This window comes from Microvirga sp. HBU67558 (assembly GCF_018069605.1).
GTDB lineage: Bacteria > Pseudomonadota > Alphaproteobacteria > Rhizobiales > Beijerinckiaceae > Microvirga > Microvirga terrae.
This window is the reverse complement of record NZ_JAGPUP010000525.1, coordinates 1-11,484: the sequence shown is the minus strand read 5'-3', so window position 1 is coordinate 11,484 and position 11,484 is coordinate 1. Positions and strand designations below refer to the sequence as shown.

9 protein-coding genes and 1 pseudogene are annotated in these 11,484 nt (G+C 66.6%); all 10 read right to left on the bottom strand.

Annotation, left to right across the window (positions count from 1 at the left end; translation table 11 throughout):
- Positions 1–7: 7 nt before the first annotated feature.
- Entirely contained in the window at positions 8–1,456 is a 1,449-nt protein-coding gene (locus tag KBI52_RS16595) for an HlyD family type I secretion periplasmic adaptor subunit (RefSeq protein ID WP_210808787.1), read from the bottom strand.
- Positions 1,453–3,642, bottom strand: coding sequence for a peptidase domain-containing ABC transporter (locus tag KBI52_RS16590; RefSeq protein ID WP_210808785.1), 2,190 nt, complete (start codon positions 3,640–3,642; stop codon positions 1,453–1,455). The genes KBI52_RS16595 and KBI52_RS16590 overlap by 4 nt, the downstream gene beginning before the upstream one ends.
- On the bottom strand, positions 3,639–5,303 hold the full coding sequence (locus tag KBI52_RS16585) for a peptidase domain-containing ABC transporter (RefSeq protein ID WP_173948275.1): 1,665 nt from the start codon (positions 5,301–5,303) through the stop codon (positions 3,639–3,641). Before KBI52_RS16585 ends, KBI52_RS16590 begins: the two co-directional genes overlap by 4 nt.
- A gap of 346 nt (positions 5,304–5,649) precedes the next feature.
- Complete coding sequence (locus KBI52_RS16580; protein WP_210808783.1) at positions 5,650–6,612, bottom strand: catechol 2,3-dioxygenase; 963 nt, start codon at positions 6,610–6,612, stop codon at positions 5,650–5,652.
- A gap of 66 nt (positions 6,613–6,678) precedes the next feature.
- A complete protein-coding gene (locus KBI52_RS16575; protein WP_173948277.1) occupies positions 6,679–7,812 on the bottom strand; it encodes a 5-methyltetrahydropteroyltriglutamate--homocysteine S-methyltransferase in 1,134 nt (377 codons plus the stop codon).
- A 23-nt stretch (positions 7,813–7,835) separates the two neighbouring features.
- Positions 7,836–8,570 carry an ABC transporter ATP-binding protein gene (locus tag KBI52_RS16570; protein ID WP_173948278.1) on the bottom strand — a complete coding sequence of 245 codons (735 nt, stop codon included), beginning with the start codon at positions 8,568–8,570 and terminating at the stop codon, positions 7,836–7,838.
- Positions 8,563–9,315: an ABC transporter ATP-binding protein gene (locus tag KBI52_RS16565; RefSeq protein ID WP_173948279.1), complete on the bottom strand. Its 753-nt coding sequence runs from the start codon at positions 9,313–9,315 to the stop codon at positions 8,563–8,565. Before KBI52_RS16565 ends, KBI52_RS16570 begins: the two co-directional genes overlap by 8 nt.
- A gap of 1 nt (position 9,316) precedes the next feature.
- Positions 9,317–10,354, bottom strand: a complete 1,038-nt coding sequence (locus KBI52_RS16560) for a branched-chain amino acid ABC transporter permease (RefSeq protein WP_210808781.1) — start codon at positions 10,352–10,354, stop codon at positions 9,317–9,319.
- Between the two features lie 19 nt (positions 10,355–10,373).
- A complete protein-coding gene (locus KBI52_RS16555; RefSeq protein ID WP_210808779.1) occupies positions 10,374–11,228 on the bottom strand; it encodes a branched-chain amino acid ABC transporter permease in 855 nt (284 codons plus the stop codon).
- A 58-nt stretch (positions 11,229–11,286) separates the two neighbouring features.
- A pseudogene (locus tag KBI52_RS16550) lies at positions 11,287–11,484 on the bottom strand (ABC transporter substrate-binding protein); the annotation flags it as partial.

Sequence of the window (11,484 nt, the reverse complement as noted above, 5' to 3'; positions counted from 1 at the left end):
GATGTGCTCAGCGCTCGTGAAAGGATGCCGCCATGGCGGAGTAGATCGGCTTCAGCAGATACTGCAGCACCGTCTTGGTGCCGGTGGTGATGTCCGCCTGGACGGTCATGCCGGCGACGAGCTGCGCGTGACGCGGGTCATGGCCGACATGCTGCTGCTTCAGGGCGATGCGGGCGCGGTAGTGCGGCTGCCGCTGCTCGTCGAGGAAGGTGCCGGCCGAGATGCGCTCCACCGTCCCTTCCACGGAGCCGAAGCGCGCGTAGTCGAAGGCCTGAACCTTCACATGCACCGGCTGGCCGACCTCGATGAAACCGATATCGCGTGGCATCAGGCGGACGTCCGCCACGAGCTGCGCGTCCTGCGGCATGATTTCCGCGACCAGTCCGCCGGGCGGCAGCACCGTTCCCGGGCGATGGACGGCAAGCCCGCGCACGACGCCGCCGATCGGCGCGCGCAGCACGATCCGCTCGGCCCTGTCTTCCAGCTTGTGGACCAGGTCACTCGTCTCGGCGACCTCGAGGGCGACGCGAGCCGCCTCCTGCCGCGCCTCGTCGACCGCCGCGGACCGCGCCTCGACGACCCGGGCTTCGGCCTCGGCGAGACTACGCTGCGCTGTGGCACGCTGACTGGTCAGCCGCTCGTGCTCGGCCTTGGCGCTCATGAAAAGGCGCTGCGCTTCCAGCACCGAGAGACGCGTCGTCAGGCCATTGCGGGCGAGGTCCTCACGAATTCCAAGCTCCTTGGAATGCAGCTCCATCTGTTCCTGAACGGACGTGATCTGTCCCGCCAACGTTGCCAGATCGCCGCGCCGCTGCGCCACCTGCTCCTGCAGAACCGAAACGCGGTCGCCCAGGGCCTTCAGGCGTGCGGTCAGGGCCGCGCGCTGCGGCTCGAGGAACTTCCCGGAGGCAAGGGGCGGCAGGGTCTCAGCCTCTCCGCCCGCATGAGCAATGACCCCGGCCAGCTGCCCCTGACGCCCACGAAGGTCGAGAGCCACCATGTTGCCCTCGGCAGCTGCAGCAAGGCGCTCCGACTGCAATTGGAGAGATTCGAGCCTATGACGCGCCTGCGACAGCTCCGACTGCGCGATCGCATCGTTCATGCGCATGAGAGCCTGCCCCTCCTCGACGGATTCGCCCTCGTTCACGAGCACCTCGGCGACGATCCCGCCCTCGAGATGCTGAACGGGCGCGGGCGCCACGGTCGGGGCGATCTCGCCCACGCTGACGGCGACTTCCGGCACATGGGCAAGCGTCGCCCAGGTCAGTCCTGCGGCGACCAGAAGCCCGGTTCCGAGGACGACCGTTCGTTCGAGCCCATGCACCCGCAGCTCTTCGAGGGCAAGCACATGGCCGTCGGGACGCGGCTTGCGGCTTGCACGCGGCAGGACATGACGGTCCGCCATCGGCGGGAGGATTTCGCCGGTCGTGGCGGAGAGTGCGGTCTTGCTCATCATGCAACTTTCGAGTTGTTGGCGGCAGACAGATGACCGAAGGCGGCGTTCGCCACGGACGGGCCGATCGGAGCTCTCGTCGGACGGGGGCCGACGGGAGGAGCCGTCTGCTGGTCGAGTTCTTCCACCTGACCGTCACGCAGGCGCAGGACGCGGTCGGCCAGCCGGATGTGGCTCGGCCGGTGGGTTGCCATCAGGATCGTGCAACGGCCGCGGCGCGAGGCGATGACGTCGGTGAAGGCTTTCGCGCAGGCGTCGTCGAGACCCGCGACAGGTTCATCGAGCAACAGGATCGGCGCATCACGCAGCAAGGCGCCCGCAAGGGCGATCCGTTGCAGGATGCTGCGCGGCAGGCGGCCGCTCTGGTTGTCGCCCACTCGGGTGTCGAAGCCCTGCGGCAGCGCCTCGATGGCCTCAAGGACACCGGCTTCCGCGGCCGCGTCGCGGAGCTCCGTGTCCGACGCGCTGGGGCGGGCGAGACGCAGGTTCTGCGCCACCGTGCCGTAGAGAAGACCGGGCGATTGCGGCACCCAGCCGATGCTGCGACGAAGCACGGCGGGGTTGAAGGAGCGCACGTCGTGGCTGTCGATCCGAACGAGTCCACCCTGAGGCCTGTAGAGCCCTGCGATCAGCAGAAGCAGGGTCGATTTGCCACTTCCTTCCGCACCCGTCACGGCAACGACCTGACCGGGCTGGATGGCGAAGCTGGCACCGGCGAGAACCGGTTCGGATTGCGGAAGATAGCGCAGGGTCACGCGCTGGAACACGATGGCGCCCTGCTCCGGCGGCGCCATGCGCGCCTCGAGCGGCGGAGGCCGTTCCGTCTCCAGGGCCATCAGCCCGTCGACCTGCCGGATGGAGGCCTGTGTCTGCTCCCAGCGCGACAGCATCACGAAGCAGGTCTGCAGCGGGCCGAGAATTCGCCAGATCAGCATCATCCCGGCAATCAGCGCACCTGCGGTCATCGAGCCGCCCAGAACCGCGAGCACTCCCATCACGACGGCGGCGAGACCCGACAGGGTCACGAGAGCTTGGCTCGTGGCGAGAACCGACCCGGACAAGGTGCTGACCCGGGCCGAGGCGACGGCCGCGGCAGCCGCTGCGGCGGAATAGCGATCGATCCAGCGCTCCTCAGCCCCGACGAGCTTCAGGGTCCTGACGGTTTCGAGAGCTTCGACAGCGAGCGCTTCCCGCGCCTGATTGGCCCGAGCGGCCTGCTCAATCGCCAGTCGCATCGGGCCGCGGGACACGAGGTAGAGGGCGACGAACCCGATGGCCGTGCCCACCGGAACCACCGCAATCCAGCCCCCCAGCAGCACCATGAGGATGATGACGAGCAGCGTGAAAGGCATGTCGAGAAGAGCGACGGCGAAACTGCCCGTGAGAAACTCACGGATCGCCGCGAAATCGCGGAGCCGCGAGACTTGGGAGGCGGTTCCGGCTCTTTCCACCAGGGCCGTCGGCAGGGACATGAGCTGCGTGAAGACGGCGCTCGGCACGGTCCGGTCGAGCCGTTCCGCGATGCTGAGCAGAGCCCGCTGGCGAATGGACCGGAATGCGACCTCAAGGAGGATGGCGATTGCCGCGCCAACGACCAGCATCGGCAGGGTCTGCGGGCTATAGCCGGCGATCACGGTGTCGAACACCGACATGGTGAATACGGGCACCGCGAGCCCGAGCACCGCCATCAATCCGCTGATGCCGAGCAGCGCCGGCAGATCGCCGCGGAACCGCCGGGCGATTCCGCTGAACCACCCCTGACGCGACGCTCCTGCATCCGCATCGATGACGAGCATCAAGGTCCCGCGAAGCGTCTCCGGGCTGCAGGGCTCCACGTGGCCGGTCGCCCCGTCGAGGAGAAGGATTCTCCCCTCTTCGTCGCGATAGACGATTGCCGCTGCGCCGCCCGTCGGGAGCAGGATCGCCGGCAGCCGCCTCGGGTCGAGGCTCCCGCGCGACAGGCGCTCCATGCGGGTCGGATAGCCCAGGATGGCCAGAGTGTTCCGCACGTCCGTGATGTCGAGGTCCGGTTTGACATGCGGCAGAGCCGACAGCAGATCGTCCGCGCTGCCGGACCATTCCATCAGCCACAGCATGGACGTCAGGCAGCGGGCGAGATCGGATGGCGCAACCAGATCCTCCGGCAGTTCCAGCGGAAAGCGCGAACGGTCTTCCTTGGCCAGGTTCATGACACGCGCTCCAATCGGCTGTCCCGGATCGCGTAGACCCTGTCGGCGATGTTCAACGTGGAGGGGCGATGCGTGACGATCACCACCGTCACCCTGCCCCGCAGGTCCGCCAGGAGACGGGCCAGTCGTGCATCGCTGTCGCCGTCGATCTGCGACGTGATGTCGTCCAGGAGCAGGATGCGCGGTTCCTCGACGAGTGCACGAACGACACCGATGCGCTGGGCGGCGCCGCGCGGCAAGGGCGTGGCGGCCACACCGACCTGGGTGTGCCAGCCGCCCGGCAAGGCGCTGGCAACCTGGTCGAGACCGAGTTCCGTCGCCAGGCGCAGGGCCAGACCCTCGCGCTGCGGCTGATGCATGGTCATGTTCTGCAGCAGGGTGCCCCGGACCAGTGCCGGATCCGGCGGCACCAGAGCGACGAGCCGCCGTGCCGGCCCGACATCGACCTCGGCGAGATCCTGCCCGTCGATCTGGACCTGTCCGCTCGTCGCCTTGAGGTCTCCCGCGATCAGGCGCAGCAATGCGGAACGGCCGGATCCGTTGGAGCCGGTGATGCCGACGATCTCGCCCGGCAGGGCTTCAAGGTCGAGACCGTCGAACAGCCATTCGCTATAGCGCGGGGTCCGGAACCGAACGTCCTGCAGAAGAACGTGACCGGCAGGGACCTGCAAGGCGGGCCGCCCGGCGCTGCGCTCCTGCGGAAGCGCCCCGATCTCGGCGACGCGCCGCTTGCTCTCTCTGAGCGATTGCAGGCGCGACCACAGGGCGACGCCGCCGAGGAGAGGCTGCATCGTGCGACCGACCAGCATGGTGCAGGCGCCAAGCCCGCCGACGCTGAGCTGTCCGCTCAGAACCATGTGGCACCCGAAGGCCGCGACTCCCACCGTGGCGACCTGGGCCAGCAGCATGCCGCCTTCCTGACCGGACGAAATCCGATGCGACAGCTTCCGACGCAGTTGCGCGGAGCCGTTCTGCAGGCGCTCGTAGCGCCTCTCCAGCAAGGGCTCGGCGCCCAGCACCTTCATGGAGTGAATGCAGTTCAGCGTGTCGAAGAGAAAATTGAAGCGACGCTCCTCGGCCATCGCGAGCTCATGTGCCGCGCGGCGAACACGGTGTCCGGTCAGCGCAGCCAGAAGGCCGACGCCGGCCAGAAGCGTCAGGGGCACCAGAACCAGGGGACCTGCCAGATACCAGATGCCGAGGAGGTAGAGCAGCGCGAAAGGAAGGTCGAGCATCGCCTGCAGGGCGGGACCGGACCAGGCCTCGCGCAGGGTGCCGATCGCCGAGAGGCGCTCGGCGTAATAGCCGTTGCCGTGGGCCTCGAGTTCGGACAGAGGGGCATTCAGCAGGCATTGCATGGCCTGGCGATGGGCCTGGGCCTCCGAGGTTGCCGCGACACGGGCGAGCACCCGGCCGCGCACGTGGCGCAGCAGCGCCTCCAGAAGGACCGCGATGGCCACCGTCGTGGCAAGCACCGCCAGGGTCCCGATAGCCTTGTTCGGCAGGATCCGGTCGTAGACCTGAAGCAGCGCGACGGGAAGCGCCAGCGCCAGCAGGGTGATGAGCAGCGTCGCCTCTATCACCGGGATCAGGAACCCGATCCCGAAGCGGCCGATCAGGCCTCTGAACGGGCGCGTCAGCCAGGGGCCGGCGGACACCATCGATGGTGCCGCGGTAGAAATGGCGGACCGATCCATAACGCTACCAATGGCCTTTCGGCCGAAAGAACAAGGACGATGTCTTTGGTGAAATATACCGGGCTCTCACCGGTATGGCGGGGCGGCATCATGCCTTTGAGCCGTTCTCATCCGAGTGAGAGCTCAACCCGCCATGGGCTTCAACATATAGCTACAATAGAATTCGGAAATATTTTCTTATGAGTCAACGCAATGGTGTGACCGGTTCGGCGTTAATGCTTCGGTAAAGTTAACGCCGGGTCCCGCTCGCGCCGCCAACACGAGCCTGAGATCCAGCAAACGCCTGACCGTTGTCCCGGAAGGATCCGTCCTAGTCGTCGATCTCGACTGGAGGCGTCCCGTAGGTGTGGAACGACTCGACGGTCTTCATGCCCCAGGCCTGGCCTTTCCTACGCTCCTCCTCGGTCCAGACGACCGGCTTCCAGTCCGGGGCCAGGATGAGCCGGGCGCCGGCGTTGCAGACCTCGACCCGGTTGCCGCCCGGCTCGTACACATACAGGAAGAAGGTCTGCTGCACCGCGTGCTTGTGCGGCCCGGACTCGATCGGGACGCCGGCCTCCAGAAAGATGTCGGCGGCTCTCAAGACGTCTTCGCGGCTGTCGAGCGCATAGGTCAGGTGATGGAAGCGGCCCCTCGCGCCGGTATGGTCCCGCGTGAAGGCGAAGTCGTAGCTCTTGTTGGTCAGCGTCATCCACATGCCGGCCTCGTTGCCGTCGTCGAGGACGATCTGCTCGGTCAGGCGGCACCCGAGATAAGTCTCGTAGAAAACCCGGTTGGCCCGGATGTCCGAGGCAAGGCAGTTCAGGTGGTCGAGCCGGCGGACATTGACGCCACGGGCCGGAAAACGCTGCGCCTGGTTCTTCAGGGCCGGCTTCAGCTCCGGCGGAGCCTGATACCACTCGGTTTCGTAATAGAGCTCGACCACATGCCCGTCCGGATCGCGGCAGAGGAAGGCCGGCCCATGACCGAGATCGCCATCCGTCCAGCCGATCTCATAGCCCGACCCTTCCAGGGCGGCCACGCGACGCTCCAGAGCCTGCGGGCTCCGGGCACGGAACGCCATGTGGCCCATGCCGGGCTTCTTCGACGCCGTGAGCTTGAGCGAGTGGCGCTCGTAATCGTCCCAGCCCCGGAGATAGACGGAGTCTCCCTGGCGCCCGCTCTCCGTCATGCCGAGCACGTCGACGAAGAAGCGCAGGCTCTCCTCGGGCTTCGGCGTGAGCAGTTCAAGGTGGCCGAGATGGGCCAGGTCGAGCACCGGTTCGTCTTGCATCAGCATGTCTCTCGCATGTGACGGGAATGGCGAGGGAACGCAGGGTCCGTCCCCTCGCCTGCCCGATCAGGCCGCCTTCTGGGCTCCGGAGCCAGGGCTGCCCCACACCTCTTCGGCGATCTCGACGATCATGCGCAGCTTGGCCCATTGCTCGTCCTCGGCCAGGGTGTTGCCCTCCTCGGTCGAGGCGAAGCCGCATTGAGGCGAGAGGCAGAGCTGATCGAGATCGACATATTTCGTCGCCTCGTCGATCCGGCGCTTGATGTCGTCCTTCTTCTCGAGGATCCCGGTCTTGGAGGTCACGAGGCCGAGAACGACGGACTTGCCCTTCGGCAGGAACCGCAGGGGCTCGAAGCCCCCGGCGCGGTCCGTGTCCCATTCCATGAAGTAGCCGTCTACCGGCATGCGGTTGAACAACACCTCCGCGACCGGCTCGTAGCCGCCCGACGCGATAAAGGTCGAGCGGAAGTTGCCGCGGCACAGGTGCATGGTGATCGTCAGATCCTCCGGCTTGTCCCTCAGCGCCTCGCGCACCATGCCGGCATAGATCTCGGGCTGCTTTTCCGGATCGTCCCCGCGCTGGCGCAGCATCTCGCGCTGCTCCGGATCGCAGAGATAGGCGAACGAGATGTCGTCGAGTTGGAGATAGCGGCAGCCGGCATCGTAGAAGGCGTGAACGGCCTTGTTGTAGGCCCGGCCGACATCCGCGTAGAAGTCGTCCATGTTCGGGTAGACGCCCATGTTCATCATCTTCCGCCCGCCGCGGTAATGGAGCATGCTCGGTCCCGGAATGGTCATCTTGGCGACCCGGTCCGTGTTGTCCTTCACGAAGCGGAAATGGTCGATCATCGGGTGATGGCCGGAAAAGCCGACCTTGCCGGTGATCCGCAGCGCCTTCGAAATGCCGACGCCTCCCTTGAAGTTCATGCCGGAATCGGCCTCGACGGACGTCACGCCGTCGAGATGCTCCAGAAAGTCGAAGTGCCAGAAGGCGCGGCGGAACTCGCCGTCCGTCACTGCCTGCAGGCCGATCTCCTCCTGACGCTTGATCAGGGCCCGGATCTCGCGGTCCTCGACCTCCTTCAAGGCCTCGTCCGAGATCTCGCCGTCGTGATGCTTGTGGCGCGCTTCCTTCAAGGCAGCGGTACGGAGCAGGCTGCCGACCATGTCGGCGCGGAAAGGCGGTTTGGTGCGTTGCATGGGCGTTCCTCCAGATGAAAAATCTAACGCGCGGCCACCCGGGCCGGCTTCTTCTTGGCCGTCACCCCGAGATGCTGTTCGAGAGCCGCCGGGTCATCGATCAGCGACCGGCTTGTACCGGCATGCACGATGGTGCCGCGGTCGAGGATGACGGCATTGTCGGTCACGCCGAGGATCTTCTGGGCATGCTGCTCCACCACGATGGCGGACATCCCCTCCTGACGGATGATCCGGTTCAGGGCCGCCAGCAGCTCCTCGATGATGATGGGTGCGAGACCCTCGGTCGGCTCATCCAGCAGCATGAGCTTGGGATTGAGCACGAGCGCGCGGGCGATGGCCAGCATCTGCTGCTCGCCGCCGGAGAGCTGGTTGCCGAGATTGGAGCGACGCTCCTTCAGGCGGGGAAACATCTCGTAGGCGCGGGCCAGCGTCCAGGGTCCGGGGAGCGCCACCGCGGTGATGTTCTCCTCCACGGTCAGGGACTTGAAGATGTTGCGCTCCTGCGGCACCCAGCCGATCCCGGCGAGCGCCCGCCTGTCCGGGCGGATTGCCGTGACGTCCCGGCCGTCGAGCCGGATCGAGCCGCCGCGCAGCCGGGTCACGCCGATGATCGTGTTGAGCAGGGTCGTCTTGCCGGTGCCGTTGCGGCCGAGCACCGCCAGGGATTCCCCTGGTTTGAGCCGGAGGTCGATGTTCGAGATCACGACCGCCTCCCCGTAGCCGGCGGAGACCTGGCTGAGTTGCAGAAGATCACTCATCGATGCTCTCCCCGAGATAGACCGCCCGAACCCTCGGGTCGGTCGAGACCTCGTCGACGCTGCCTTCGGTGAACAGCGCACCGTTGACCAGGACCGAGATCCTGTCCGCGAAGCTGAACACCAGATCCATGTCGTGCTCGATCAGGAGAACTGACACATCCCGCGGCAGAGCCGCCACCGTGGCGAGCAGTTCGTGCCGCTCGGCCTCCGGCACGCCGGCGGCCGGCTCGTCGAGCAGGAGCACCCGCGGCCGGCAGGCGAAGGCGACGGCGATCTCCAGCAGACGCTGCTTACCGTAGGCCAGGTTCGATGTGCGCTCGTCGAGCACATCGGTCAGGCGGAAGCGCTGCGCGATCTCGACGATCTCGTCGACGATCTCGCGCTTGCTGCCGATCACCCGCCACCAGTCGCGCCCTCCTCCCATGCGCTCGGAGACCGCCAAGCCGAGCGTTTCGAGGGGCGTCATGGCCGGGAAAAGCTGGTTGATCTGGAACGTTCGGGCAAGACCGCGCTGGACCCGCAGTTCGGGCCGCAGGCGCGTGATGTCCTGACCTTCCAGCAGGATCTGCCCCGATGTGGGGGCGAGCACTCCCGTGAGGAGGTTGATGAACGTGGTCTTACCGGCGCCGTTCGGCCCGATGAGGGCGTGGCGGGCGCCCTGCTCCAGCCTGAACGTCACGTTGTCCGTGGCCACGAGGCCGCCGAAGCGCTTGATGAGGCCCCTGGTTTCGAGAGCGGGCGCCATGTCAGACCTCCCGGGCTTTCGTCGTCGGCAGAGGCTGCGAAGCATCCGCCACGAGGCTGCGCCTCGAGCGCGGCCACAGGGCCCGGATGCGGTCCGTCAGCCGCTCGCGCCCTGCCAGCACGAGAAGGACGAGGATCAGGCCGATCCAGAACTGCCAGTATTGCGGCGTCCAGGCGGACAAGACGTCCTGCAGCACCTTGAAGAACACGGCCCCGATGAGCCCGCCGTAGAGATAACCGACGCCGCCGATCACCAGCACGAGCATCACGTCCGCCGAGCGGTGGAAGGCGAGCACGTCGAGGGACACGAACTGGGTGGTCTGCGCCAGCAGGGCGCCGGCAATCCCTGCATAGGCGGCTGCCAGCGTGTAGATCGCCACGAGGCGGCGGTTGACGGGGATTCCGACCGCCCTGGCCCGCAGGGGATTGTCGCGGATCGAGCGCAGCGACAGCCCATAGGGCGATACGACGATCCGGCGTGCCAGGACGAACAGCACGAAGGTCACCACGAGGCTGTAGGTGTAGGCGACCGTGCCGAAGATGTCGAACTCGAACAGGCCGAGGATCGGCCCCATGCTGATGCCCTGGAGACCGTCCGCGCCGCCGGTGAGCCACGACATCTGGTTGGCGAGTTCGCCGAGGACGAGAGCGACGCCGAGCGTCACCATGAGCTTGGTCAGGTCCGATCCGCGCAGGACGAGGAAGCTGGTGACGAACCCGAGGATCGCCGCGGCGAGTGCCGCGACGGCCAGGCCCGAGAGGGGATCGCCGATTCCGTTCCTGGCGAGGATGCCGGCCGCATAGGCGCCCAGGCCGAAGAACGCGGCATGACCCAAAGATACGATGCCCGCATAGCCGAGGATCAGGTCCAGAGACAGGGCGAACAGGCCGATGATCGCGACCTCGTTCAGGATGAGGTGGCGCTCGGGCAGGAAGAACAGGGTCGCGGCCGCCATGAGCCAGAAGGCGATCTCGCCCCAGCCCCATCGGCCTCTCCGGCCCAGGGCCGCCCTTACGTTATCGGCAGTATTCGACTGCATCGGCTTGTTTCCTGTCGGTTCAGCGCGCACGGGCGAAGAGCCCCTGTGGGCGGAGAACGAGAACGACGATCATCAGCGTGTAGATGACGAAGGCGCCTAGGCTCGGCACGTAGTACTTCCCGGCCACGTCGGCGATCCCGAGCAGCAGGGAGGCCAGGAAGGGACCGGTGATGCTCGTCGTCCCGCCGACGGTCACGACGATCAGGAAGTAGATCATGAACTTGAGCGGGAACGTGGGGTCGAGCCCCAGGATCTCGGCCCCGAGGGCGCCGCCCAGCCCCGCGAGGCCGGACCCCACCGCGAATGTGGCGGCGAAGATCACGCTGACGTTGATGCCGAGCCCTCGCGCCACGCGGGGATCGTCCACGGCGGCCCTCAGGCGGCTGCCGAACCGGGTCCGGGTGAGAATGAATTGCAGGGCCACCACCAGAACGCCGCAGACCGCGATGATGAAGCTGCGGTAGAGGCCGACCTGGATCCCCAGGATCTCGACCCGCCCCTGCAGCCAGGTGGGGATGCGGATCATCTGCTGCTGCGATCCCATCGTGTAGTCGACGGCGGCCACCGCCATGAACACGAGGCCGATGGAGAACAACACCTGATCGAGATGGCTGCGCGTGTAGAGCTGCTTGTAGAGGGTCCGTTCGAGCACGAGACCCGCGAGGGCCGGGACGAGGAAGGCCAGCGGCAGCGTCAGGAGGAACGGAACCCCGTAGCGGTTCATCAGGACGGCCGTCACATAGCCGCCCGCCATGGCGAAGGCCCCGTGCGCCAGGTTGACGAAGTTCATCAGCCCCAGGGTCACGGCAAGCCCGCAGGCCAGCACGAACAGCAGCATGCCGTAGGCGATACCGTCAAAGAGAATGGTCAGCACCGGTCTCTCCAGGAAACGTAACGCAGGCGCCGTCATGCGACGGCGCCTGCCACTGCGATCAGTTGGACTTGGCGGCTTTCACCGGGTCCTTGACGTTCGGGATCGTGGCGAACTCCACGTTGTAGAGCTCCCCGTCCTTCCGTTCGACCTTGCGCACGTAGATGTTCTGCACGATGTCGCGGGTCTGCGGATCGATGGAGACCGGGCCGCGCGGGCTCGTCCAGCTCATGCCCTTCATGGCGTCGATCAGCGCCTG

What these genes read in the sequence shown, in the direction of transcription:
- KBI52_RS16595 (WP_210808787.1), bottom strand. Translation starts at nt 1,456, where the DNA reads ATGATGAGCAAGACCGCACTCTCCGCCACGACCGGCGAAATCCTCCCG.
- KBI52_RS16590 (WP_210808785.1), bottom strand. Translation starts at nt 3,642, where the DNA reads ATGAACCTGGCCAAGGAAGACCGTTCGCGCTTTCCGCTGGAACTGCCG.
- KBI52_RS16585 (WP_173948275.1), bottom strand. Translation starts at nt 5,303, where the DNA reads ATGGTGTCCGCCGGCCCCTGGCTGACGCGCCCGTTCAGAGGCCTGATC.
- KBI52_RS16580 (WP_210808783.1), bottom strand. Translation starts at nt 6,612, where the DNA reads ATGCAAGACGAACCGGTGCTCGACCTGGCCCATCTCGGCCACCTTGAA.
- KBI52_RS16575 (WP_173948277.1), bottom strand. Translation starts at nt 7,812, where the DNA reads ATGCAACGCACCAAACCGCCTTTCCGCGCCGACATGGTCGGCAGCCTG.
- KBI52_RS16570 (WP_173948278.1), bottom strand. Translation starts at nt 8,570, where the DNA reads ATGAGTGATCTTCTGCAACTCAGCCAGGTCTCCGCCGGCTACGGGGAG.
- KBI52_RS16565 (WP_173948279.1), bottom strand. Translation starts at nt 9,315, where the DNA reads ATGGCGCCCGCTCTCGAAACCAGGGGCCTCATCAAGCGCTTCGGCGGC.
- KBI52_RS16560 (WP_210808781.1), bottom strand. Translation starts at nt 10,354, where the DNA reads ATGCAGTCGAATACTGCCGATAACGTAAGGGCGGCCCTGGGCCGGAGA.